Here is a 26,270-nt window from a genome sequence, read left to right as displayed (position 1 = left end):
GAGAGTGTATGAAAGGTTTTTTACAAATAGTTCCAAATTTGACGTTCGGTGATGATGTTTGCCGTTTATTTCATGGCCGCGGCGGCTTATTCGCTGGCGATGAACACCTGTGTTTAGATTGGTATAAACCAGTATTATTGCTCACCAGTTTTAAGATGCTTGAAACCGAGCAACTCAATGAATTAGTGATTGCAGTAAAGGTACTTTGGCAGCAACAACGACCAACTGAAACACTTAATTTGGTTTACCAATACCGTCAAGGTGGCCAAACATTCAGTGAGTTATTGCATGGTGAAGTACCAGAACAGCATATTGTGATCGAAAATGGTGCGCGCTTTTTAGTCCATTTATTACGCGGACAAAACCACGGTTTATTTTTAGATATGGCCAACGGCCGAGCATGGGTGAAACAACACGCAAAACATAAAAAGGTACTTAATTTATTTGCTTATACTTGCGGCTTTTCGGTAGTGGCTTTGCAAGGCGGCGCAGATGAAGTGGTCAACATGGACATGAGTAAAGGTGCGTTAAGCATTGGTAAGCAAAACCATGTATTAAATGACTTACCCGCAGGAGCGCGTTATTTAGGCCACGATATTTTTAAATCATGGGGTAAATTAACCAAGCTTGGACCGTATGATTTGATTGTGGCCGATCCACCGAGTAATCAACGTGGCAGTTTTGTGGCCACTAAAGATTATGAGCGCTTATTGAAACGTCTGCCTGACTTACTTGCACCACAAGGTGAAGTGTTGCTGTGCTTAAATGCCCCAGAGCTTGGTTGTGATTTTTTGATGCAACAAGTGGCTAATACTGCGCCACAATTAACTTATGTTGAGCGAATTGCTAATCCGTCCGTTTTTGCCGATATAGATGAACAGAAATCATTAAAAGTATTACGTTACTGCATGAGCTAATTTATTAACGCGTTACAAATAAACCGACAGTCATGTGACTGTCGGTTTTTTTATGCCTGTAAAAAATGCCAAGACATACCTCACGATTAACCCCTTAATGACATCTTCGCCGCGCAAGTTGTTTTTAGTGGCTTATACTTAATGCTAACCAAGGAAATACCTGTTCAAATAATCGTTAAATAATCCTTCTTTTAATCGGTATTTATGACCGATAACCCTGATCTAGCTAATGATTTATTAAAATTGATGATCTAGATCATATTAACCTTGTTTTACCAATTTGTGAGTATATAGATTGTTACTGCATTAACGATAAAATTCACCGAGTCGTAATAAAGAAGCAATAAAGCGATGATGATTTATTGTTTTTATCCCCACTCTTGGAGGGTCCATGAGTAATGAAACCGAAAGCAAAAAGGGTTTAGAGCTAAAGATTTTTATTTTTTTGACCGTCTTTCTAGCCCCAATTTTATCTGTATTACTGGTTAGCGCACTAGGTTTTACTATCTGGTTTAGCCAAATTTTAACTGGGCCTCCAGGCGCGGGCTAATCCTAAAAATAATAAACAATGTGAGAACGATGTATGAGCAATGAACTTCACGTAACCAGCCTAATTGTCCAAGTACACCCTGAGCAAATGGCTGAAGTAAGACAAAAAATTATGGCCATCAAAAATGCTGAGTTGTCAGCTAATAATGACGTTAAGTTAGTTGTTGTCGTTGAAGGTCCGAGCCAACGATCGTTGATGGATGATATATCAACTATTAATGCCATTCCGGGTGTGTTGACTGCCACCATGGTGTATCACCAAAGTGAAGAGCTTGAAGAGGGTGAAGTATGAAAATGAATAGACGCGATTTTATGAAGGCCAATGCCGCTATCGCAGCGGCAAGTGTTGCAGGATTAGCACTACCTACAAGTGCAAGCAACCTGATCACTAGCTCAGAACAAACCAAATTAGAATGGAACAAAGCACCTTGTCGTTTTTGCGGAACAGGTTGTTCAGTGATGGTAGCCACCCGTGACGGTAAAGTTGTTGCGACTCATGGTGATGCCAACAGCGAAGTTAACCGTGGCTTAAACTGTATTAAAGGCTATTTCCTTTCTAAAATTATGTACGGTCGTGATCGTCTGCAAACGCCAATGTTGCGTATGACTGATGGCAAATATGACAAGCATGGCGAATTCACTCCTATTACATGGGAAAAAGCGTTCGACACTATGGCCGAGCGTTGGAAAGCGACCATTAAAGCCAAAGGTCCAACAGCCGTCGGTATGTTTGGTTCTGGTCAGTGGACCGTATGGGAAGGTTATGCAGCGGTTAAGTTAATGAAAGCTGGCTTTGGTTCAAATAATATCGATCCAAACGCTCGTCATTGTATGGCATCTGCGGTAGGTGGCTTTATGCGTACCTTCGGCATTGATGAGCCAATGGGTTGTTATGACGATATGGAAGCGGCTGACGCGTTTGTGCTTTGGGGCTCAAACATGGCAGAAATGCACCCTATTTTATGGACTCGTGTAACCGATCGCCGTTTAAGCGCGCCACACGTTAAAGTCGCCGTGTTGTCTACCTTTGAACATCGTTCATTCGACCTTGCTGATTTGCCCATTGTATTCACGCCACAAACCGATTTAGCAATGCTTAACTTTATTGCCAATTACATTATCCAAAATGGCAAAGTGAATAAAGATTTCATCAAAAAGCATGTTAATTTCCGCAAGGGAACCACAGACATTGGCTATGGTTTACGTCCAACGCATCCATTAGAAATGAAAGCCAAAAACGTTGCCACTGCAGGTGACTCTACCCCGATTGATTTTGACGAATTTGCTAAATTTGTGGCTGACTATGATGTTGAATCTGTCAGTAAGTTGTCTGGTGTACCAGAACATAAGCTTATTGAGTTGGCAGAGCTTTATGCAGATCCAGATCGTAAAGTGACTTCATTCTGGACCATGGGCTTTAACCAACATACTCGTGGTGTGTGGTGTAATAATCTGATTTATAACATTCACTTGTTAGTCGGTAAAATCTCTACTCCAGGTAACAGCCCATTCTCATTAACGGGTCAACCGTCTGCTTGTGGTACAGCACGTGAAGTGGGTACATTCTCACATCGTTTACCTGCGGACATGGTAGTGACTAACCCTGAACACAGAAAGCGCGCCGAAGAGATTTGGCATATTCCGAGTGGTATTATTCCACCAAAACCTGGTTACCATGCAGTAGAGCAAAACCGTCGCTTAAAAGATGGCGATTTAAATTGTTACTGGGTACAAGTGAACAACAATATCCAAGCAGGCGCCAATATTAACGAAGAAGGTTTACCGGGCTACCGTAATCCTGAAAACTTCATCGTAGTGTCTGATGCATATCCAACTGTTACCACCCAAGCAGCCGATTTAATTTTACCAACAGCAATGTGGGTCGAAAAAGAAGGTGCCTACGGTAATGCTGAACGTCGTACTCAATTTTGGCATCAAATGGTTAAAGCACCAGGAGAGTCACAGTCTGATTTATGGCAGTTAATGGAATTCTCTAAGCGTTTCACTACTGACGAAGTTTGGCCTGCAGAAGTGTTAGCTGCTAACCCTTCGTTTAAAGGTAAAACCTTATATGAAGTGCTTTATCTCAATGGCAATGTTGATAAATTTCCATTGGCAGATGCTGATCAAAAATACTTAAATGATGAAGCTAAGCATTTTGGTTTTTACGTTCAAAAAGGTTTATTTGAAGAATATGCCACCTTTGGACGTGGTCATGGTCATGATTTAGCTGACTTTGATGTATACCACAAAGAGCACGGTTTACGTTGGCCGGTGGTTAATGGCAAAGAAACCAAATGGCGTTTCCGTGAAGGGTCAGACCCATACGTTAAAGCGGGTACAGAATTTGAGTTTTACGGTAAGCCAGATGGCCGTGCAGTTATTTTCGCATTGCCTTACGAGCCTGCTGCAGAGTCACCAGATGAAGAGTTCGATATTTGGCTATCAACGGGTCGTGTGCTTGAACATTGGCATTCTGGTTCAATGACACAACGTGTACCTGAACTTTATAAAGCCTTCCCTGATGCAGTGTGTTTTATGCATCCTGAAGATGCTAAAAAGCGCGGTTTACGTCGTGGTGATGAAATTAGAATTGTTTCTCGTCGTGGTGAAATTAAAACCCGTGTTGAAACACGAGGACGTAATAAGCCGCCTGTTGGCTTAGTGTTTGTGCCTTGGTTTGATGCCAGCCAGCTCATTAATAAAGTGACGTTAGATGCGACAGATCCTTTGTCAAAACAAACTGACTATAAAAAATGTGCTGTAAAGATTGTTAAGGCTTAAGGAGACAGACCATGAAAACAGGTAAATTATTATCGATTATCGCGTTATTAGGTTTCTCTGTAAGTGTAATGGCTACCAGCATACCTGAAGACAAAATCGACACATTACGTTTAGCGCCAATTAATGTAGAACCGACACCGCCTGCGATGCAAGCTGTGATCAATACCGATGTTAAGCAGGTACGTAATTACCCAATGCAGCCACCGGTGATCCCGCACAAGATTGATGGTTATCAAATCGATCTTAAAGTGAACAAGTGTATTCAATGTCATGCCCGTACTAGTACTGGTCATTCACAGGCTCCAATGGTGAGCGTGACTCACTATATGGACCGTGATAATAATTTTTTGGCTGATTTATCACCACGTCGTTATTTTTGTACTCAGTGCCATGCACCGCAGTTAGATGCCAAGTTATTAGTTGAAAATGACTTTGTCGATATTGATCACTTAATGAAGGCGAAAGCCCCAGTTAAGCACTAGGAGTCACTATGATTGCAAAATTGTTTGAGCAACTAAAAATAGTGTGGAAAGTGCTGTGTCGTCCGAGTGTCCATTACAGTCTTGGCTTCTTAACCATTGGTGGATTTATCGCTGGGGTGATTTTCTGGGGCGGATTTAACACCGCCTTGGAACTGACTAACCGCGAGCAATTCTGTATTGGTTGCCATGAAATGGAAAACAATGTTTATCAGGAACTGCAAACGACTATTCACTTCACTAACCGAAGTGGTGTGCGTGCAACCTGTCCTGATTGTCATGTGCCACATAACTGGACCGATAAAATTGCTCGTAAAATGCAAGCTTCTAAGGAAGTGTGGGGCAAAATATTCGGTACTATTAGCACGCGAGAAAAGTTTGAAGGTAAACGTCGCGAGCTGGCGGAACATGAATGGGAACGCCTCAAAGCTAACGATTCGTTAGAGTGCCGTAACTGTCATAACTTCGACTATATGGATTTCACTCGTCAGTCTAAGCGTGCATCACAAATGCATTCAACATCACTGGCTAGCGGCGAAAAAACCTGTATCGATTGTCATAAAGGTATTGCACACCAATTACCTGATATGGCGGGTGTAGAAGGGTTCTAAACCGGTTAATATTGTAAGTGTATAGAAAAGGCCAGCAAATTTGCTGGCCTTTTGTTTTATGCATTTCGAACTAAAGTTGTTTACGTTAAATCAACCTGTTGTCCAATCACATCAATTAAATATTCAGTGAAATCATGGCCATGGTTTTGCAACATTTTCGGAAACATTGAAATAGGCGTTAACCCTGGGAAGGTATTGATTTCATTCAAGAGGATTTGATTATCATCAGTTAAAAAGAAATCAATGCGCGACAAGTGACGTAATTTCATCCCTTTAAAGGCTTTTATTGCGTAATCCCGGATCAGCTGACTGATCTCAGGGCTGAGGTTATCAGCAACAACGTCGGTACGGGCCTTACTATTTTTAGCGTACTTTTCATCAAATGAATAAAAGGTATTGCTGTCGCAAATAATTTCGCCCGGTAAGGTAGCTACCACTTCCCCTTGGTATTGGTATACGGCGACTTCTAATTCACGCGCATGGATGGTTTGCTCAACAACCACATATGGAGCATAACTAAACGCATCTTTAAGTACGTTAGCGATATTGGCTTTAACATCGACTTTATAGCATCCCACAGACGATCCTTGTGATGCCGCTTTTACAAAAACAGATCCCCAATGATCAAATGCCGTTTCAGTTTGCTTGATTGCATCATCATCTAGTTGGTGCAAAAAGATGTAAGGCGTGTTTGGTACGCCTAAAGCTGAAAACCACATTTTAGCGGTGATTTTATTAAAGCAATTGCTTGAGGCTTCAGATTCACAACCAAAGTAGGGCAGTTGGATTAAGTTAAAGTACGATTGAATATCACCGGTTTCACCCGGAAATCCATGAATACACGGGATCACATAATCAACTGACCATGCTGGCGTATTGTTATCTTCAAAACGAATTTCACGGCGATTAGTCAGGTCGCATAATTTACCGTCTTCAGTGTGATAATGACCGTGTTTATCGAGTACTAACTTAAGTACCGAAAATTTATCTGACTTTGCCAGTGATGACTCAAAAAAACGTGCAGACATTAACGAAATATCGTGTTCTGCACCGCCACCGCCGCACAATAACAGCAGATTAATCTTTGGCATGGTTGCTCCTGAAAGACCCAAAAAATGGGCTAGATTTGAATTAGATTAGCCCTAAAAAAGTAATGCTTATGATAAAGACCCACAGCCATACAGTGCAAGTAAGAGTTAATAATATTTCAGCTATTTATGTCTATTTCCGACGTTAATGCGATTAAATAACCTCAACGAGATAATAAACAGCTATCACATCTCCATTACCTCACGAAGCGATTGTATTAATTGGCAATGTCATAAGCGTTAGTGGCATCCGTCTTGGTTAGTCACATCCGTTCTAAGTGGCAATAATATGCTGGGTGGCGTCATACACTGTCGTTTTGTTGTCGACAATCTCAGCGTTATCTTTTCTGCATCAGCCGTAAAAAAGAAAAACCTCTTTTTATTTTCATAAAAAAGAGGTTTTTAATCAATCAATATAATGTCTGCTATCGTGGTCAACTACATTGATTATATTGATGTACTAACAAACGTATGACAGTAGAATACTTAAGCTTATTGCTTCAATCTTAGTCTCTGTGGTGTAATATTTTAATCTTACCTAGAAGCGATAAGTTAAGTTCACCGAACCATTCACAGGCGCGCCGTAATAACCGATAGTGGCCAAGCTGTTAATGTATTTTTCATCGGTGAGGTTATTAATGTTAGCTCTCAGATTTAGGTCTTCAGAAATATTCCAACTTGCGAAAGCGTTAACGACTAAATAGGCATCTTGTTCTACATTAGAATCAACATTTTTGGTTTCAGATTGCCATCTGCCGCCCAATCCAACGCTTACTTCTGGCAATTGTGGCAAGGTATAATCCATCGAAAAGTTAACAACGTTTCGGGCTGCCCATTCATTTGCCTCAGCGCCATCTTCATCTTCTACATCTAGCAGCGTATAAGCTAATACGGCATTGAGATTGTCTGTTATGTGTCCAGTGACTTCGACTTCAAAGCCTTTCGATTCGACATTGGCACCTTTATAATAGTAATTTCCGTTGGCATTAAGGCCGGCGTAGCTAGCGAGGTTATTTTGCTCAGCACTAAATAGTGCAAAGGTAGCCATTAAATCATTATCAAGCCATAGGGTTTTAAGCCCAAGTTCGTAATTGACGCCTTTAGTGGGGTCTAAAAAATACCCATCGTAATCATACTGCTCTTGCGGTTGGTAAATGTCTGAATAACTGAAGTAAGTGTTGATATCCTCTGTGATGCTGTAAACCACACCAGCATAAGGGCTAAACTCGCTTTCGTCGTTGTCGATATCAACGCCGCTATTAATACCTTCGCGGGTATATTTAATCGCATTAAAGCCTGCAACTACGAATAGGCTGTCATTAATATTGAACTTAGTCGAACCATAGGCGCGAAGTAAGCTTACATCAATGTCAGAGTACTCCACTTTATCGCCCCATTCAGGCTCAGGGATCGCATCGAGATCGTAAGGGAAAGCAGGCGTGGGACCATATTCTGGAGTCGCTGCAAAATCAAATGGGTGTTGGTACATGTATTTTTTACTTTGAGAACCGCTTAACCCTAAGGTCAGTTCGTGATCTTGACCAAATAATCCATAATGACCAATAGTGGTGATGTCCAAAATATCGGCTGAAAACTCAGTGTCGTAGCGACCAGGCCAACCATTTAATCCTAAGCCTGTGTCCTTATCAATGGTTCCAGAAGCATAAAATAACTTACTTTCATCTTCTAATCCTTGATGATTATAGGCAACTTTAAGGTCCCAGTCGTTAGGCATTATGTAAGTATACTCAACAAATGCGGTTGTATTGATGGTGTCCCACATAGTCCACTCTTGTGTGGTGCTAGCGCTGGTATCCCATTCAGCTTGGGTGCCGTCAGTATAGTTAAATACTAATCCGCCCCAGGTATTACCGTCTGTGTTGGCATCCTGGTATGAAAACCCTAATGTTAGCGTTGAGTTATCTGTTAATTGGCCATCAACGACAGCGTAAATATAACCACGATCGTTTTCTAGGCCATCTAAGTATGATCCTTTGTCTTCTACTACCGCAACAACTCTACCAGCCCAACTACCGCTTTCTGTTAACAGGGCAGAGTAATCAGCTTGTACGCGCTTAAAGTCATCTGAGCCATATGAGATGCCTACTTCACCTTCATTTTCGTTAGTCGGGCGTTTACGCACATAATTAATGGTACCAGCAGAATTACCTATTCCGGTTAGTAGCCCGTTAGCTCCACGAATAACTTCAATTTTTTCATAACCATAAGCTTCCATTGCACCAGTGACGATCCCCCAGTCATTGGGCAAACCGACGCCATCAATTTGGGTACTTTTAATTTCAAAGCCGCGAGAAGTATATTGTGTGCGGTTTGTTTCCCATTCTTCAACATTAATACCCGTCGCAAGACGAAGTACGTCGTTAAGATTATTGGCCCCAAAATTAGTTATCTGCTCGTTGGTAACCACACTGATTGACTGCGGTGTCTCATCAATCTCCATAGTTAACCCAGTCGCGCCTTGGCTAACGCGTTTATAACGAACACCCAAGATTTGAATTTTTTCTATGTTTTGATCATTGTTGTCAGCATTTTGTTGTTGTTCTGCTGCAAGGGCAATGGGCTGTACTAGAAAGCCCATTGCCAAAACTAATGATGAAAGTGCAAAGGTATGTTTAGGTTTCATGTTGTGCCTTATCTGTGTCTTTTTCTAATGATGAATATTATTAACGGCGAACCATAGCGCTTATCAGACGCTAATCTTATTGCTAATGATTATCATTAGCAACCACGACCGAGGCTAGATTGATTGAAATGTGAGCATTAACGCAAAATTTACAATTGATAATAATTATCACTCAATAGTTGTTGAGATTGGTTATCAATCGTATTAGCATGTGTGGAAAATTAATATCTATAAAGACAGCGGACAAATTTGGACATCAGATGGCAAAACGTAGTAATCGATTTTGGTTTAAGCTTCATGGCTGGTTTTCATTACCCGTATGGATAATTTTTTGTTTTGTGTGCCTAACGGGGACAATTTCAGTGATAAGCCATGAATTAACCTGGCTCACTAATCCTGACGCTCGTGCAAGTAACCCACAAGATCTGGCTGAAAAGCCGATGTCGGAACTTGTTAAAATTGTGCAACAAGCGCACCCAACAGCAAACATCACCACAGTGATGAGCTTTGAGTCTTATCTGGTTAATGCGGTTATTTTTAACGATAGCGATGCGCCTTTTGCCATTGCTTATGTCAATCAATACACCGGCCAAATACAAGCAATTAATCTTGGCATGACCTTCACTAATTTTATGCGCTCCTTACACGGTTGGTTACTGTTTCCATGGCATGTTAATTACAGTGTCGGCTATTACATTGTCTGTTTTATGGCCATCGTTATGTTGGGGGCGTTGATATCTGGACTGGTGATTTATAAAAAGTTTTGGCGTTCATTTATCCAGCCTAAATTACGTATCAATCAAGGTAAAAAAACGTTGCTTGCAGATCTACATCGATTGGCAGGTGTGTGGTCAATGTGGTTTTTAATGCTGATGAGCATTACCGGTTTATGGTATTTAACCCAAGCGATTTTGTGGCACAACCACATAGATTTGGAGCCACATGCACCTTTAATTGAGGCAAGCCAAGTGCCTACATCAGCAAATGATGCTCCTATTAGACCGTATACATTATCTAATGCGCTGCAAGTGGCCGAGCAAAAATTCCCAGGCTTTAAAAGTACCTACATTATGCTTCCTGAGCACCAACGAGATACTTACAAGGTGTATGGCCAGGGAGATCATATTTTCTATGACCAGTACGCTTATGGCGTGACAGTGAATCCATGGAGCGGCACCATTGAAAGTGAAAGATCGCCAGCGGCAATGACCACCTTACAAACGCTTTCGCATATTGCTGATCCACTGCATTACGGCACAATAGGCGGGCTGTGGACAAAAGTGATTTGGTTTATCTTCGGCATTTTTCTAACGGGGATGTCTATCACAGGATTTTTAATGTGGGGAAGTCGAACCGTAAAAGCCGCCAGAACCGACCTAGATGCTCCGTTGGCAACACACAACCCACAACTTGTCGAGCAGGAAGGTAACTAATGGCCCGCATTAAAAACACCATATGGAATCGTTACAAGTATAAAATAAATGGCTTAATGCTAGTGCTAGTTTGTTATTTTCTATATCAGTCTTTATTCCCGCAATTCCCTGATGCATGGGAAACTCAAGCGGTCGGAGCTTTTGAAATAACACCTATGCCGTATAATCTTGATCCGCCATATCTTCACGATGGTACCTACACTAAAGATTTTTTATTATTGTTTAGTCAGGGGCAGGTAAACAAGATCCGTCAAGCATATTTAAATATTGGCACAGAGCCCTTACCATTAGAAACACTGCAAATGGGCGATGCAGGTATCTTGCATGGCAGTCAGCATGGACAAGAAGTTCATGCTATTGCGCCAGAAGTATTAACCGCAGAACACAAGGCTTGGTTAACCATTGAAAATTGGCAGGGGCAACAGCAAGTCATTAGCTGGAAGTTACCTGATGCATTTTATCAGTCATCAAACTAAACGATTGTAGTCTTTGGGGCAGCTTGGTTTTATCGAGCAGTTTGTCGATGTTAAATGTAATTGCATTGCATTTAACATCGTATTCTTAGGCGGTTAAATACCAAAGGCTTCGCGTTCAGAAACACATTCGTATTCAGCCATTTCAAATTCACGGCAAATCAGTGGCCGAACTTCGTAAATCGAACACATCATAGTGTCTCGGTCTAGTGCTGCACACCAACCATCATCAAGTCGGCGCATGACTTCTCCGCCCCAATTATCTTTGGCTATATACACTTTAGGCACACCGGTTTCGGTTATTAACATCACTTCTAAACGGCAACAACAGGCTTGGCAATTTGAACAGGTCACAGCCGGTTGCTCTACAGAGTTTATTGTTGCGGGAGTCGATGATTTATCGGACGACTCAGGGAACATGGTAATGATATTGGTGGGCATTTAAGGGCTGCAGTTGAACATTTGGGCTAAGGATACCGTAATTTAGCGGTGTTGACGTTATCAAAGCACAAATATTCATGAGATTGGAATTTGCCAAGCTAACTCAATGAGCGCTTGGCTATTGAAAATTATAACGTAACCACTTTACCGGTTAGTGCTACGCCTGCAACAATATTGCCAGCACCGCACTGGAAAGTGTCATTGCTACTAGTAAGATTGTTTTTATAATTTGATTTGATTTCAACAACAGCATTACCGCCTTCTTTAATCGCTCGCTCTTTTAGCGCGATCATTGCCGATAGAAATACCCAATGGCAAGCTTCGATATCAGATTTATTAAAAGCATTAGTCTTTTTATTAGCACTGAATTCACCGATAATTTTTACTGGCTCAGAATAAGCTTGATCACCAAAATAAAAGGCTACATTGCTGCCAAGTTTATTTTTTGCGTGTTCTGTACTCAGCGCATCTGCTACCGAATAACTGCCGACATCGTCGCGGGCATAAGAAACAGAAGGGGCAATAGCGAGTGCCAGAGATAATGCGATGATTTTGTTTTTCGTACTATTGTTTTTCATACTAAGAAACATCCTTTTAATTGGTTTGGCTTTTACGGTGAAAATCCTTTGTGCGAAGCAAAATAACATTAACTCACTGATTTTACACCTATCAATGAGAAATATTCAATTTTTCGGCAGGTGATAAAGTTGGGTAGAAACCATAAGGTATTAGCAGATGCAATCAAGTGTGTTGATATATTTGGGGTAAAACAATGTCTATGCAGTGATAAACATTGCACAGACACAGACAGTGATGGGGTCATATTTGCTTGTTCATTAACATCGCAACTGCTAGAAAATGTGGTCAACATGTGAGTGAGTAAGCCTTAACTCATCACTTTGCCATGGAATTACGTTGAATCAGCTGCATTAAGGGTAACGCTTCACTTCCCTGTGATGGCGAGACAAAATAACATGGCTATTGCTTTGTTTATCTTATATAGAAGCGGGGAGAGCGGAGATAAATGAAGCCCATAAGTTCATCAGTACGATGGCCAATGTTAATGCTGATGTGCTGACGATAATGAATTTCCTTCGCTGTCATAAAATCCTGAAGCGCTGTGTTCAATAAAACCTAAGTTGATCATTTTTCTAAAAAACGGGTCAGATTCATTATCGCCAATATCAGCAAAGTCAGTAGATTGGTACTCAGAGAATGTATCTAACTGTTGTTGAATCATTTTGTTGTCGTATGTTACTTCGGCTAATTGCCAATTTACGGCTTTATCTGCAGATTCACCTTTATCTGACAATGCAGTACTAATGCGTTGTACTAGTTTTTTTGCTGGAAACCACCATATATCAACCGTTTTTGTATTTGTTTGTTGTTGATAATGTTCTAGTTTATCGCAACCTTGTCCAGTAGTTTCAATGAGTGTTGACTGCTTTTGAAATAATGGATGGAGTAATTGTGCATGATATTGCCATGCTTGATTAGATATCGTTTTGGTTGCTTCATATTCAATGGCGCGTTTGTCATCGATGAAGTATGAGGTTTTTTTCATGTGATTATGTGGCAGTGTGGTCCATTGTGTTGCGACTTGTTGATTGTTGATGTGAAATACAGAATTTTGGGCTCTTAATAATACCAGTTGGTTTTGTTTGTTTGATGCTGCATCGTGAGTCGTTTGTTCAATGTTATAGGTCGCCATGAAGGCAGTTGATTGGCAAGTGTCACTTGCTGATGCAAATAACGGGAAAGTGATAGCGGTTAGTAACAATAGAGTTTTCATGTGTTTTGTCTTATTGGCTGGTCAAGTATCAAGGCGCAAGCTAAAAGTTAAAGAATAGGGGCAAGCCCCTATTCTTTATTGATGACTTTTTACTTATTTATCTCACGTTCAGGTTATTTAGCTGACTTTACTGGGGGGTACCAGAAAGATTGCCAGCGTAATCCATCACATGGAATATTAAGCTTTGCTCGTTAGTTCCTGTAATTAAGTGAGCGCCAGGTCCTACAGCAAAAACACCAACGTCTTCACCTGCATGCGTTTCACTATCGAGTGGCACTAGCGACTCTTGGTGGAACCCTGCAGTTGATGTATCAATATCGGTTAAGTCAACGCGGCCTGTTACTGCAGCAGCTGCATAACTGGCATCAGCATCGGTTTGTGTGCCTAAATCTCTAAAGCCAAGGCCGTTGGTATAACCTACTGTGGTATAAGGCATGTCGTCTGAGGCTAAACTTGGCTCAGTCGCACCAATACCAACCACTTTACCTAAGATTGGGTTACCGCGTTTAGGGTAGCCTGCAATGGTAAATACATGGCTGTGATCAGCAGTAACAATAATTAAGGTGTCTTCTTGGCTTGTTGCATCAACCGCGACTTGCACAGCCTTAGCAAACTCAATCGCGTCATTTAGCGCGTTATAAGCATTGCCGGCATGGTGAGCATGGTCAATTCGACCAGATTCAACCGTTAAGAAGAAACCTTTGTCGTTATTATCAAGCACCTTAATGGCAGTGGCGGTCATTTCTGACAAGCTAGGTTCACCGGCAATATCATTTTTACGGTCAGCTTCGTATTGCATGTGCGATTCGTTAAATAAACCAAATACCCGCGGTGTTGTTTCAGTGTCTATAGCATTAAATGAAGTCTGGTCAAATACATAAGCACTTGTTGCGTATTGAGCTTGCCATTCGGCGGTCAAGTCACGGCCATCAGTACGGTCACCTTCAATGGTACTGACTGCGTCATTGCTGTTATATGCTACATCTTTAGGTAAAAAATGACGGCGACCACCACCCATAACCACTTCAATACCATCAACATCTACACCGGCATATCGAGCTTCTAAGTTGGCTTCAAAATTGACTAACTGTAATGCAATATCTTCACAATTAGCGCGTTCAGGGTTGTTGGCAATGTCCATATCTGAGATATCTTCCCAGTTACGATCTGCTGACTTTGCATAAGTTGCAGCAGGTGTCGCGTGGGTAATACGTGCGGTAGAGATAACACCCGTTGATTTACCTGCAATCTCAGCTAATTCTAAGGCATTGATCATCTCAATGCCTTTAGTGCTAGCACAATTGCCACGAACCACATCTTCGTCAACACCTAACACGCCAGCATCTGTTTTAACGCCCGACATCATCGCTGTCATTGTTCCTGCAGAATCTGGTGTTTGTGCATCAACGTTGTAGGTTTTTGCTAAACCAGAAAATGGAAACTTATCAAAGCTTAATTGGTTTTCTTCACCCATCATGCCTTTATTCTGACCATCTAAAATACGCGCTGCGGTTACCGTTGAAACACCCATACCGTCACCAACAAATAAAATCACATTTTTAGCTGAGCCTTTAAGTGCGGTTATTTCTGCTGCGGTAGATGCAGTTGCAATCGATACGTTGGCATTGTTTGCTAATTGGCTATCAATTTTATTCCAAACATCGTCTGCCGTTTCTATTTCGGCAGCGCCTTGTTTAAACCATGAGTTATTTAAACTGGTTAATAGTTCGGTATCGTTTACTGTGGTCGCAGCAGGTGAACATACATATTGAGTTGATGTTATTTCAGACGCATCTAAAACGGTATCAGCATTTGCATCGATACCCGAGTCGATTTGCACACCACCATTGAGACAATTTGCATTACCTACCGCTAAGGGGGTTTGGGTAATTAATGCGTTGGTTCCGTTAGTACCATTAGTACCATTAGTACCATTTGAGCCATCAGATCCATTGATGCCGTTAGTTCCATCGGTGCCATTGTCACCGTTATCGCCACAAGCTGATAATGCCAAAACCAAAGAAACTGTTAATGTTGATAATATAAATTTATTCATCATAAAAACCTTATAGGGTCTATTGACCAACTAAACCAAGAGCACGATTGATTAAATGGAATACAACGCTTTGTTCAACTGTACCTTGAACTAAGTGCGCACCTGGACCTGATGTATGAATAGCCACATCTTCTCCCGCGTGAGTTTCGCTATCTAATGGCACCGTCACTTCTTGGTGATAACCAGAGGTTGTTGTATCGATTGCGGTGATGTCTTGACGGCCTGCGACAGCTGCAGCAGCATAAGATGCGTCGCCATCTGTTTCAGCACCTAAGTCTCTGAAACCAAGTCCATTGCTATAACCTAATGTGGTGTAAGGATTACCGGCTGAATCTTCGCTAGGCTCAGTCGCACCAATACCAACCACCTTACCCAAAATAGGGTTACCACGTTTTGGGTAGCCAGCAATCGTAAACACATGGCTGTGATCGGCAGTGACAATGATTAGCGTTTCTTCATCATTTGTTGCATCTATTGCTGCTTGAACGGCATTTGAAAATTCAATGGCATCATTAAGCGCTGTGCTTGCACTGCCAGCATGATGACCATGGTCAATTCGGCCAGACTCAACCGTTAAGAAGTAACCTTTTGGATTGTTATCAAGAATTTTAATGGCTTTTTCTGTCATTTGAGACAGGCTGGGTTCGCCTGCAATATCATTGACTCGGTCGGCTTCGTATTGCATATGCGATTCATTGAATAAAGCAAAAACACGTTCAGTGGATTCTGTATCAATGGCATCAAATCCAGTTTGGTCAATAACGTATTGACCATTTGGATACATAGCACTCCATTCTGCGGTCAAATCGCGGCCATCGGTACGGTCACCTTCAATCGCGCTAACGGCATCGACACTATTAAATGCGGCATCTTTAGGTAAAAAATGACGACGACCACCGCCCATCACAACATCAATGCCGTCTACATCAACTCCGGTGTAACGTTGTTCTAGATTTTTTTCAAAGTTAACCAGTTGTGATGCGATATCTTCGCAATCTGCACGTTCAGCATTATTGTCAATATCCATGTCTGAGATATCTTCCCAGTTACGGTCTGCTGACTTTGCATAAGTGGCGGCTGGCGTAGCATGAGTAATACGTGCGGTCGATAACACACCCGTCGATAAGCCTTTTATTTCGGCTAACTCCAAGGCCGTGACCACTTCATTGCCTTTGACTGAGGCACAAGTACCACGAACGACGTCTTCATCAACACCCAGAACACCAGCGTCTGATTTTAAGCCGCTCATCATGGCTGTCATGGTGCCTGCTGAATCTGGTGTTTGTGCATCTACATTGTAGGTTTTAACTAAAGCTGAATAAGGAAATGTTTCAAAGCTTAAATAACCTTCTTCACCAGAATTACCGGCTAATTGCCCTTTTAAAATCCGAGCTGCGGTAAGTGTAGAAATCCCCATACCATCGCCAACAAACAAGATGACATTTTTTGCTCTTGTTGATCTTGATTGTTGTAATTTTTCAGTGATGGTTGCTTGGCCGTCTTTATACCAAGCATTATTGAGTTGTGTGTCAGTTGTTGTCGCTGCGGTTGCAGAACCTGCGTATGTTGCCGATGACAATATACTAGCGATAACCACTGATAAGCCTTGTTTGAGCATATTCATATTACCCTATGTTGTAGTTAAGTTATTTGAGAACCTGGCCATAACATAGAGGTTTACAATGAAGGTTAAGTAACACTTCGGTTACAATTTGATTACAAGAGCGTTTAGGTTTTATGTACATATAATCAAGCTGCTGATTTTATTGTTATTTAAAGGTGACTATAGTATTGGTGTTTTGCAGAGCAATAAGTTTGCTTGGCCGCTATGTTTCTGAGTGTTTTGTATGCAATTAACCCCCAAAACCATGATTAAATTAACTAATACATTAATAAACGAGCATAAAACCTATCGTAACCTGAGTTGAAAGAGGTTAGATTGACCTGGTCAACTGAATTCGGTCACCCTAGTTAAGTTCGTTAAGCGACTTCTTTTATCTGCTTATCCATACGCTCAAATTCATTAGGACTTTGGTAGTCAAGGTATGAATGCATTCGTTGGCTGTTGTACCACATGGTGATGTAATTCATGACATCTTGCTGGGCAGCATAACGCGTTCGATAGTTTCGCCAGTGAACCCGTTCCTGTTTCAAGCTGCCAAAAAAGCTTTCTGCTACTGCATTATCCCAACAACATCCTTTTTTACTCATACTGCCTACAAATCCATGTGTTCTCAGTATTCGTCTATATTGATGACTCGCATATTGAACACCTTGATCTGAATGTATTATCAAGCCCGCTTTAGGTTTTCTTTGCCAGATGGCCATTGTTAGCGCATCACAAACAAGTTGCGCTTTCATTCTGCTACCCATGCTCCAGCCGACCACTTTACGGGAATAGAGATCGATTACGACGGCTAAATACAGCCATCCCTCTGAAGTCCATATATACGTAATATCTTGCACCCACGCTTGATTGGCGTTCTGAAAATCAAAATTCTGTTTGAGTTCATTATCGTATATTGGCTTATTGTGTTCACTATTCGTCGTTGCTTTATACTTTTTCTTGTAGCGCACCCAAACGTTTGCCTCTTTCATCAATTGTGCTGTTTTCCTGCGCCCGACAGGATAATCAAGCGTATTTAATGCTTTTTGAATTCGCCTTTCGCCATAGGTATTATCGCTAAACTCAGCAATATTCTTTACCCACTGGAGCAACTCTTGATGCTCTGTATCAACAGACTTTTGTGGTTTTCGCTTTTGATAACTGTAGTAGTTATTGTTTTTTACACCCAACACGCGACACATTACTATCACAGGCCAGATCTTCTTATTTTGGGCAATAAAAGTGTATTTTACTTCGTTTCTTTGGCAAAGAAGACCGTCGCTTTTTTTAATATTTCACGCTCCATTTCTAGGCGTTTGACTTGTGCTTTTAGTTGACGAATTTCCTGCTGCTCAGGTGTTAGCTTGCCGTTTCCTCTGAATGCATGACCATCATCATTTTCGGATTCTTTTATCCAGCGACCGAGGAGCTGAGCACTCACTTCTAGATTTCTTGAAGCTTCAGCAATGCTATAATTTTGCTCTCTTACCAGCGCAATGGCATCAAGCTTAAACTCTTTTGAATAGGTTTTACGTTTAGTCATTTCAATCTCCAGTTAAATCAATTATGTCTTAACTGGGTTAGTCGTATCAATTAAACCACGTCAAGTTGATTAGCTAGAAAAGAGGGGATCATAGTTGAACTCCTACCTTGCTTATGTGTTTATTGACACAATCAATCGCAACTCTACCTTATGGCAGAATAGTTAAGTAAGATGTTATTAATTCCAACAATTAGATAAGGACTGTTTGTATGGGGGAAGTTATAAGTAATCAGATGAGGGAAGTTATGAGTGAAGTAAATAGTGACAAAATGAGTGAGTCTGCTTTAAACGCATTGAAAATCGCGTTTACTTACATGCCTAAATCAATTGAAGTGACGAAATATGAGTATGGCGACAGCTACCAAAAAATATTAGATCACATAGAAACCGTTAGGGAAATATTACTGATTAATGATGTTGATCCTGAAGAAGTTTATGGTGAAGTTAACCCTGAGAGTACGCCCAACTCAACCTATTGATTGAGTGCCATTAAATCATCATTATTATCAGTATTTTGTTCATTCAGCCTTAGAACACTAGGCCATAGGTTTAAACACCTAAAGTCGGCAGATAACGACAACGCATTTATTTTTTGACGATGTTTTTCGCTATAAAATGGTGTGCATGGTTGGTTTTTATCCAAAAATTGCTCGCTGGATTCTGCACAAGGTAAGATGCATTTTTTGTGGAATGATAAACTCGCGGATTCGAAATGAAGGCTTATTGACGGTTTTTAGGCGGTGTGGCGACAATAGTATGATGGTAGTTTTAGCTAATAGGTTTTGGTTCTTTACTGCTCCTAGCATTCAGACGTTACGATACAGGTATCTTGTTTGCTTAATCTCAATAAAAAGCTGTTCATTTCTTTGGTTAGTCATCAGAAGATAATGCATCTCCTGATGACTTAATACTGAACGGCTCACGTATCTTTAGTCAAGTTGTTAAGGCGTTTTCCGTCGATGGGCTCAAAAAATATGGCCTATCTGAACAGGTTCCAGATAATGGTATTGTCTGCACCTAGACTCCACAGCAGCACAACGGCGGCCAGTAAAACCTCTAGAACTAATACACCAATGGCTAGCGTTGTGCTTGATATAATAAAACCTTGTTGATTGCTGATGCCTAAAAAGCTTGGTGTACCGCTATAGAGTAAATAGCCGGTATAACAGATGCCCATAATACAGGCGAGTGTGCACAACCAAATCATAGGGTATATAGCAAACAAGCCACTTAAAAACATCGGTGTAGCCATGTAACCAGCAAAGACAATACATTCATTTCTGCTTGGGCAGTTAGGGTATTTACGTGCCAACCAATGGATCAAACTACCGACTATTGTCACTGCCGTTAAAATTAACGCATAAAATAAAATCCCCAGGCCTAAACCACTCTCCATTGAGACCTTGATTGTGTCTTCACCACCAAAAGTCCAACCAAATTGTGTGGTACCAATAAAGGTACTGACCACTGGAATCGCCGCCAACCACAGTACATGATTTTTGTACAAATGACTGACTGTTTCATGTTCATTACTTATGTCGCGCCATTCTTTATCAGGATGATGTACAAGTCCCCAAACGTGATTAATCATGCTTCCTCCTCGCTTATTCAAGCGACAGTTTTTTATAAAACCTAAGGTTACTGGCACACGACCGTGTGTCTTAGATATGAGTATAGGAGGTAAGCGGATATTTGCTTTATGCGGCGGTATTTTGCTATCCGGTAGTGAGTGGCAACTACAGTTAAGAGTGTACAGCTCAACTATCATAAAAATGGCTGGCTTGGTTTCTTTTCTCAACGCGGAGTAATATTTATTACCCGTTATATATTTAATCTAATAATTTAAAGACCAAACCAGTTATTGCGATGATCCCAATTACTGAGTCCTAAATAGTGATCGATTAGCGTTCGACTAACGTATTGACGCTGTTACTTTTTTATTAGAGATCTATTATGTGGTTTAGTTCAAAAATTAGTAGGAAAGCGCTGGCATTACAGCTAGTTACCACGCATCAGTCAGCTGCTGTTGTGGTCGATGCTCAGCAAAATATTATTGCCGTTAATGATGCTTTTAACCAATTAAGCCAGCGCTTAAAACAAGCTGGTCATAATCAAACCTTTAATTTGTTGTTTACTCGTTATGACAGTAGTAGCAAAACTATTCGCTGTGATGAAAACTTACACGTTAGTCAGCAAGTTATCTCACTCACTTATAAAAACTTAGAGTCTTGCTCTCTTTATACGTTTGATGCTGTATTAACACCGTTATTAAATGAAAGTGTGTGGCAAGAGTTATTAGCTTTCAGTGGCAAGGCCTATGTTGTATTTGATAACAATGAAAAGTTAGTAACAGCTAATCTGGATCCCGTAAACACTGATTTTATTTATTTAAATCAAGCAGATATTAATTTACAGAAAACGTTACAAAACGGGCTTAACAGTAAAGATCAACTACTTTGTTTATCTGAGCAAGATAAGGTCTATTTTCGTGTGGCGCGCCACAAAATTGATTCTGGTAATCAAAAACTCATAGTCTATGTATTATCCCATCAAGAGCAAAACCAGCATATAAAGCAATTCGAAATGTTATCAAAGGTGGTAAGTAATACTAGCACTAGTGTATTGATCACTGACAAATATGGTTTAGTCGAATATGTAAACCCGGGTTTTGAAAAACTGTCAGGCTTGACCCTTGCAGAGGTTAAGGGAAAAAAGCCCGGTATACTTTTGCAACGTGAACAAACCGACAAAGAGACGATTAAGCGCATATCTCAAAAGCTCAAAGCAAAACAAGCCTTCTATGAGGAGATATTGAATTTTGATAAACATGGGGTGCCATATTGGATTGTATTGGCAGTAAATCCGATTTTTAATGAAAAAGGTGAGCACACAGGCTTTGTTGGTGTGAGCTCTGATGTGCGTGAAATCAAACGTATTGTGTTAGAACAGATTAATCAAAGAGATGCAATAAGCAGTCATTCGGCTGTGTTAGAGTTTAACCAAAGTGGTCAGTTTATTTCAGCTAATGACTATACTAAAAAGCAGTTAAATTTACACGACGATGTAAAAATGCAAACTGTAGTGGGAAATTTAAAAGACCACTTAGACCATTCTCGTACGCAGATGATCCAACGAGGCGAACCGACAGCAGTCATGATGAAACTGATTCATCAAGGCACTGAAGTGATTTTAGATTGTGTTATTTCTTCAATTACGGATTTGAATGGAAATATTTCTAAGTATATTGTTTTTGGCAGTAATGTTTCTTCTCGTAATAAGTTAGTGACCGAAACGCACAATGCGATGTCTACTGTGTTGAGTAAAATTCAAAATACGGTAACGACTATTAATGCGGTCGCCGATCAAACAAACCTATTAGCCCTCAATGCAGCCATCGAAGCAGCAAGAGCGGGTGAAGCCGGACGTGGATTTGCCGTTGTTGCGGACGAAGTTCGTAATCTTGCGAAAACGTCAAATGACGCCGCGGTTCAAATTGGCCTACTCATCAATGAAACTCAATCTCATGTTGATGAGTTAGCTTCTTTTTTAAGTGAATAAGTTGAGCTCAACTCGCTCTAGTTGCCTATAATTTGTTCAAAAGACTTATAATAGAAGCCCACTTTAATGAGTGGGCTTGGAATGAGTTGGCTTATGCGTTTCTTGAATGAGCCGCTTGCCCCAATGGCCAATAAATAAGATAAGTGCACTGGCAGATTTTACTCGTTCCCGACTAATTTGTGGGAGGGCAGATTTACCTATTCCTTTATAAAAAACCAAGCGTTATTAGATGAAGCGGCAGGGTGGGCTTTATGGCTTATGTCGAGATCTATTCACTAACAGAAAGGCACATCCGGCTCAAGATGACTACCATAGTAGAAATATCTTATTACACCTGTATTTAACGCCGAATTAACTCAGCGATAAAAGGTAAACAACCAGCAGGCTTATTGGCTTGTGTCAGTAATGAACGTCAGGATATGCCTAAAGGATTGGTGCTCAGCGTTAACGATTATATTGTGCAGGTAGATAATACAGGGCGAATTATTCGAGAGGATAAGCGCAGTGCTATTAGCTCAGGTAGCCAAGACATTCTCAATAGACTTAATATTTCCGCTTAAAACGGGCTAAAAATCACCACTGAGTTTGGCTCATTATTTAAAGTTTTTTTCGAGGCATTACCAGCTTTAACAGAATATTTCGAACATCTAGAGCGAAAGCGAGCACAAGGATCATCGAACTGCCAACGCGGGTTGTGTGCTTAAGACTTAACCTTTAAAACTAGAGCTCAGACTGAAACAATAACCTCATTTTGTGCTTGATATCAACCAAGCCGCGAATGCTTTAACTCTACCGAATTGTGCATACTTTTCCATATGCCACTCAGTTTGTTGATGATTTTCGTTCAATTTTTACATTTGAATAGTCAGAAAGCTATCGCAATCAACGCTAAAAGCAGTTATGTTAATTGTCTTAAAAATGAGAGGCATAGTTTCTTGTTCAGCAAATATTGAAGAATCAATTATAAAATTCATCACAATTAAAGGATCAAATAGATGAGTGAAGTAGTAGAAAATGTTCCAACGACTAAGGAACAAGCCAAAATAGTTTACTTACTTTACATGGTAGGTTTACTGTTTGGTATTACAGGCATCATCGGTGTAGTAATGGCTTACATCAATAAAGGTGATGCCCCTGAGTGGTTAAAAACCCATTATCAGTTTCAAATTAGGACTTTTTGGATTGGTGCTATTTATATCTTCTTAGGCTCAATTTTATCCTTAGTTATCATTGGGTGGTTTGTACTCTTATTCTGGGCGGTTTGGCTAATAATTCGCTCACTCAAGGGCATGAAAGCACTTGAACTGGAAAAACCAATTGAGAACCCTACTGGTTGGTTATTTTAAAAGCCTAACAACCTAACAAATAGGGATCGGCTGCGTTAAGCTGCGTCCTTATCCCAAGTGTTGAACCAGCCTTAATACTTGGGATATTACTCTTTATCCACTAAATAACAGATCAAGAATGGAAGCAAAAAAAGCCACCCGATTATTTGCAATAAAAATGGGTGGCTTGATTGATTTTTGTCAAAAAACTGTTGAACTAAGCCGTTGCGCGGAGCCTTCAATTGAGTGTATATACCCATGATCAATGAAGATGCTTGATTTTTTTACCAATGAAGATCACCATACCCCTCATGAAAAACATCAAGTTGACCATCGAGCAAAAAATAGATCTTGAAGCCCTTCACGACGAGAGTCGAGATGGGCGTGTTCGTGATCGAATTAAAGCCGTTTTACTTCGCTCTGAAGGCTGGTCAACACCGATGATAGCTCAGGCCTTACGACTGCATGAAACAAGTATCGTTAGGCATATTGATGATTACGTCAGTAAAAATAAGTTAGCACCTGAAAATGGAGGTTCACGACCTTATTTGAGTGAAACACAAACTGATGAGGTTATGGCTCACCTGATGTTAAACACTTATCGCTGCTCGTATGAAATCATTGAGTACATATGGAGAAACCATGGGCTGCGCTTCTCTATTCCAGGTTTAAATAAATGGCTTCATCAGCATAACTTTAGCTACAAATACCCTAAAGGCGTCCCTCATAAGTTTGATGAAAAAAAGCAAGCCGATTTTATTGAGAAGTACACTAAGTTAAAGTCTGAAGTAGTTGATGAGCCTATATTGTTTATGGATGCTATGCATCCAACTCAAGCGACAAAAGTAAGTTGTGGCTGGATAAAAACAGGGCATGACAAAGCGATAGAAACAACGGGTAGCCGGACTCGATTAAATCTAGTTGGTGCAATTGATTTGAATGACTTAGCTGCCGCTCAAGTGAAGCGTTACGATAAAGTGAATGGTGAAACTATTCAGTATTTTTTCGAGGAGATAAGAGCGTATAACGGCAGTGATAAGCGAATTCATTTAATTTTAGATGGTGCAGGTTATCACCGAGCACAAGTCGTAAAGAATAAAGCAAAAGAGCTTAATATTGAGCTTCATTACCTCCCGCCTTACAGCCCCAATTTAAACCCAATAGAACGTTTGTGGAAGGTAATGAATGAGCATGTGAGAAATAACAAATATTTTGCAACGGCGAAAGAATTCAGGGATAAAATTGATGAATTTTTTAGTCAAACACTTCCCCAGATAGGTGATATTTTAGGAAGTAGAATTAATGACCATTTTCAGGTGTTAAAACATGCACCTTGAAGAATGATGGGTATAACCCTCATTGAACCAGCCAAGCTTAAAGATGTATGAAAATACGATGAAAAGGAATTTCAATGAAAAACTTATCTACTACTCGATATCAATTGACTCGAAACTGCTCTGTAGCCCAGAGTTAGCATCAAAAAAAGCAAATTCCTATAGCATGAAGCATGCCCATTAACTTGGACTAGTCATCGGCCAAGTCCAACAAGCGATTTATGTCTTGCAAACAGCGCAACGCATAAATACTAAAACGTTATATTTTAAGGAGCGTTCAGTGAAAAAAAGTAGAGTTGGATTGGCGACGATATTGATATTGTTAATCAGTGCATGTTCATCTATCAGCGAGCCTGAAGTCTGACGTGGTTTAATTGATACGACTAACCCAGTTAAGACATAATTGATTTAACTGGAGATTGAAATGACTAAACGTAAAACCTATTCAAAAGAGTTTAAGCTTGATGCCATTGCGCTGGTAAGAGAGCAAAATTATAGCATTGCTGAAGCTTCAAGAAATCTAGAAGTGAGTGCTCAGCTCCTCGGTCGCTGGATAAAAGAATCCGAAAATGATGATGGTCATGCATTCAGAGGAAACGGCAAGCTAACACCTGAGCAGCAGGAAATTCGTCAACTAAAAGCACAAGTCAAACGCCTAGAAATGGAGCGTGAAATATTAAAAAAAGCGACGGTCTTCTTTGCCAAAGAAACGAAGTAAAATACACTTTTATTGCCCAAAATAAGAAGATCTGGCCTGTGATAGTAATGTGTCGCGTGTTGGGTGTAAAAAACAATAACTACTACAGTTATCAAAAGCGAAAACCACAAAAGTCTGTTGATACAGAGCATCAAGAGTTGCTCCAGTGGGTAAAGAATATTGCTGAGTTTAGCGATAATACCTATGGCGAAAGGCGAATTCAAAAAGCATTAAATACGCTTGATTATCCTGTCGGGCGCAGGAAAACAGCACAATTGATGAAAGAGGCAAACGTTTGGGTGCGCTACAAGAAAAAGTATAAAGCAACGACGAATAGTGAACACAATAAGCCAATATACGATAATGAACTCAAACAGAATTTTGATTTTCAGAACGCCAATCAAGCGTGGGTGCAAGATATTACGTATATATGGACTTCAGAGGGATGGCTGTATTTAGCCGTCGTAATCGATCTCTATTCCCGTAAAGTGGTCGGCTGGAGCATGGGTAGCAGAATGAAAGCGCAACTTGTTTGTGATGCGCTAACAATGGCCATCTGGCAAAGAAAACCTAAAGCGGGCTTGATAATACATTCAGATCAAGGTGTTCAATATGCGAGTCATCAATATAGACGAATACTGAGAACACATGGATTTGTAGGCAGTATGAGTAAAAAAGGATGTTGTTGGGATAATGCAGTAGCAGAAAGCTTTTTTGGCAGCTTGAAACAGGAACGGGTTCACTGGCGAAACTATCGAACGCGTTATGCTGCCCAGCAAGATGTCATGAATTACATCACCATGTGGTACAACAGCCAACGAATGCATTCATACCTTGACTACCAAAGTCCTAATGAATTTGAGCGTATGGATAAGCAGATAAAAGAAGTCGCTTAACGAACTTAACTAGGGTGACCGAATTCAGTTGACCAGGTCAGTCA

23 protein-coding genes are annotated in these 26,270 nt (G+C 40.6%); 14 read left to right on the top strand and 9 right to left on the bottom strand.

Annotated elements, in window-relative coordinates; all coding sequences use genetic code 11:
* Positions 1 to 8 precede the first annotated feature (8 nt).
* The 6 genes from HNW13_RS13615 (at position 9) to HNW13_RS13590 (ending at position 5,340) form a co-directional block, all read left to right on the top strand.
* Positions 9 to 917, top strand: coding sequence for a class I SAM-dependent methyltransferase (locus HNW13_RS13615; protein WP_101087912.1), 909 nt, complete (start codon positions 9 to 11; stop codon positions 915 to 917).
* A 391-nt stretch (positions 918 to 1,308) separates the two neighbouring features.
* Positions 1,309 to 1,467: a periplasmic nitrate reductase, NapE protein gene (locus HNW13_RS13610; protein ID WP_011638006.1), complete on the top strand. Its 159-nt coding sequence runs from the start codon at positions 1,309 to 1,311 to the stop codon at positions 1,465 to 1,467.
* A gap of 33 nt (positions 1,468 to 1,500) precedes the next feature.
* Positions 1,501 to 1,758, top strand: coding sequence for a chaperone NapD (locus HNW13_RS13605; RefSeq protein ID WP_011638005.1), 258 nt, complete (start codon positions 1,501 to 1,503; stop codon positions 1,756 to 1,758).
* Positions 1,759 to 1,760: 2 nt separating this feature from the next.
* A complete protein-coding gene (gene napA, locus HNW13_RS13600) occupies positions 1,761 to 4,250 on the top strand; it encodes a nitrate reductase catalytic subunit NapA (protein WP_101088208.1) in 2,490 nt (829 codons plus the stop codon).
* An 11-nt stretch (positions 4,251 to 4,261) separates the two neighbouring features.
* On the top strand, positions 4,262 to 4,732 hold the full coding sequence (locus tag HNW13_RS13595) for a nitrate reductase cytochrome c-type subunit (RefSeq protein WP_101087915.1): 471 nt from the start codon (positions 4,262 to 4,264) through the stop codon (positions 4,730 to 4,732).
* A 20-nt stretch (positions 4,733 to 4,752) separates the two neighbouring features.
* The gene (locus HNW13_RS13590; protein ID WP_197708467.1) at positions 4,753 to 5,340 is read left to right on the top strand and encodes a cytochrome c3 family protein; all 588 of its coding nucleotides are present in this window, start codon (positions 4,753 to 4,755) and stop codon (positions 5,338 to 5,340) included.
* Positions 5,341 to 5,420: 80 nt separating this feature from the next.
* Here the strand turns inward: HNW13_RS13590 and HNW13_RS13585 are convergent, their stop codons facing one another.
* Both HNW13_RS13585 and HNW13_RS13580 read right to left on the bottom strand, forming a co-directional pair.
* Positions 5,421 to 6,431: a D-alanine--D-alanine ligase gene (locus HNW13_RS13585; RefSeq protein ID WP_101087920.1), complete on the bottom strand. Its 1,011-nt coding sequence runs from the start codon at positions 6,429 to 6,431 to the stop codon at positions 5,421 to 5,423.
* Positions 6,432 to 6,966: 535 nt separating this feature from the next.
* On the bottom strand, positions 6,967 to 9,072 hold the full coding sequence (locus tag HNW13_RS13580) for a TonB-dependent siderophore receptor (RefSeq protein WP_192115991.1): 2,106 nt from the start codon (positions 9,070 to 9,072) through the stop codon (positions 6,967 to 6,969).
* A gap of 260 nt (positions 9,073 to 9,332) precedes the next feature.
* On the opposite strand from HNW13_RS13580, the gene HNW13_RS13575 reads away from it, so the two are divergent.
* Positions 9,333 to 10,505: a PepSY-associated TM helix domain-containing protein gene (locus tag HNW13_RS13575; RefSeq protein ID WP_101087926.1), complete on the top strand. Its 1,173-nt coding sequence runs from the start codon at positions 9,333 to 9,335 to the stop codon at positions 10,503 to 10,505.
* The gene (locus tag HNW13_RS13570; protein WP_101087930.1) at positions 10,505 to 10,981 is read left to right on the top strand and encodes a hypothetical protein; all 477 of its coding nucleotides are present in this window, start codon (positions 10,505 to 10,507) and stop codon (positions 10,979 to 10,981) included. The genes HNW13_RS13575 and HNW13_RS13570 overlap by 1 nt, the downstream gene beginning before the upstream one ends.
* Positions 10,982 to 11,074: 93 nt before the next feature.
* Here the strand turns inward: HNW13_RS13570 and HNW13_RS13565 are convergent, their stop codons facing one another.
* The 6 genes from HNW13_RS13565 to HNW13_RS13540 form a co-directional block, all read right to left on the bottom strand.
* Entirely contained in the window at positions 11,075 to 11,398 is a 324-nt protein-coding gene (locus tag HNW13_RS13565; RefSeq protein ID WP_101088210.1) for a YkgJ family cysteine cluster protein, read from the bottom strand.
* Positions 11,399 to 11,547: 149 nt separating this feature from the next.
* Complete coding sequence (locus HNW13_RS13560; RefSeq protein ID WP_192115990.1) at positions 11,548 to 11,997, bottom strand: excinuclease; 450 nt, start codon at positions 11,995 to 11,997, stop codon at positions 11,548 to 11,550.
* A 482-nt stretch (positions 11,998 to 12,479) separates the two neighbouring features.
* Positions 12,480 to 13,211, bottom strand: a complete 732-nt coding sequence (locus HNW13_RS13555; protein WP_192115989.1) for a hypothetical protein — start codon at positions 13,209 to 13,211, stop codon at positions 12,480 to 12,482.
* A gap of 127 nt (positions 13,212 to 13,338) precedes the next feature.
* On the bottom strand, positions 13,339 to 15,270 hold the full coding sequence (locus HNW13_RS13550; protein ID WP_192115988.1) for an alkaline phosphatase: 1,932 nt from the start codon (positions 15,268 to 15,270) through the stop codon (positions 13,339 to 13,341).
* A gap of 16 nt (positions 15,271 to 15,286) precedes the next feature.
* Positions 15,287 to 16,891, bottom strand: a complete 1,605-nt coding sequence (locus tag HNW13_RS13545; RefSeq protein ID WP_192115987.1) for an alkaline phosphatase — start codon at positions 16,889 to 16,891, stop codon at positions 15,287 to 15,289.
* 356 nt (positions 16,892 to 17,247) lie between these two features.
* A protein-coding gene (locus HNW13_RS13540; RefSeq protein WP_192115983.1) for an IS3 family transposase occupies positions 17,248 to 18,416 on the bottom strand; the annotation gives its coding sequence in 2 pieces (ribosomal slippage) (positions 17,248 to 18,170 and positions 18,170 to 18,416; 1,170 coding nt in all).
* Positions 18,417 to 18,661: 245 nt separating this feature from the next.
* Here HNW13_RS13540 and HNW13_RS13535 point away from each other — a divergent pair.
* On the top strand, positions 18,662 to 18,895 hold the full coding sequence (locus HNW13_RS13535) for a penicillin-binding protein (protein ID WP_192115986.1): 234 nt from the start codon (positions 18,662 to 18,664) through the stop codon (positions 18,893 to 18,895).
* Between the two features lie 500 nt (positions 18,896 to 19,395).
* On the opposite strand, the gene HNW13_RS13530 is transcribed toward HNW13_RS13535, so the two are convergent.
* Positions 19,396 to 20,007: a Yip1 family protein gene (locus HNW13_RS13530; protein WP_192115985.1), complete on the bottom strand. Its 612-nt coding sequence runs from the start codon at positions 20,005 to 20,007 to the stop codon at positions 19,396 to 19,398.
* A 362-nt stretch (positions 20,008 to 20,369) separates the two neighbouring features.
* On the opposite strand from HNW13_RS13530, the gene HNW13_RS13525 reads away from it, so the two are divergent.
* From HNW13_RS13525 to HNW13_RS13505, 5 genes are all read left to right on the top strand, one after another.
* A complete protein-coding gene (locus HNW13_RS13525) occupies positions 20,370 to 21,974 on the top strand; it encodes a methyl-accepting chemotaxis protein (RefSeq protein WP_192115984.1) in 1,605 nt (534 codons plus the stop codon).
* A gap of 389 nt (positions 21,975 to 22,363) precedes the next feature.
* Positions 22,364 to 22,534 (top strand): hypothetical protein, encoded by a 171-nt coding sequence (locus HNW13_RS23520; RefSeq protein ID WP_243756283.1) that lies wholly within the window; start codon positions 22,364 to 22,366, stop codon positions 22,532 to 22,534.
* Between the two features lie 435 nt (positions 22,535 to 22,969).
* Positions 22,970 to 23,320 (top strand): hypothetical protein, encoded by a 351-nt coding sequence (locus HNW13_RS13515; protein ID WP_162022753.1) that lies wholly within the window; start codon positions 22,970 to 22,972, stop codon positions 23,318 to 23,320.
* 269 nt (positions 23,321 to 23,589) lie between these two features.
* On the top strand, positions 23,590 to 24,636 hold the full coding sequence (locus HNW13_RS13510; protein WP_208062902.1) for an IS630 family transposase: 1,047 nt from the start codon (positions 23,590 to 23,592) through the stop codon (positions 24,634 to 24,636).
* Between the two features lie 421 nt (positions 24,637 to 25,057).
* A protein-coding gene (locus HNW13_RS13505; protein ID WP_192115983.1) for an IS3 family transposase occupies positions 25,058 to 26,226 on the top strand; the annotation gives its coding sequence in 2 pieces (ribosomal slippage) (positions 25,058 to 25,304 and positions 25,304 to 26,226; 1,170 coding nt in all).
* The last annotated feature ends 44 nt before the right edge of the window (positions 26,227 to 26,270 follow it).

This window comes from Shewanella sp. BF02_Schw (genome assembly GCF_014596695.2).
In the GTDB taxonomy this organism is placed as follows: Bacteria; Pseudomonadota; Gammaproteobacteria; order Enterobacterales; family Shewanellaceae; genus Shewanella.
Note: the sequence above shows the minus strand (reverse complement) of the source record. Positions and strands in the feature narration are given on the sequence as shown.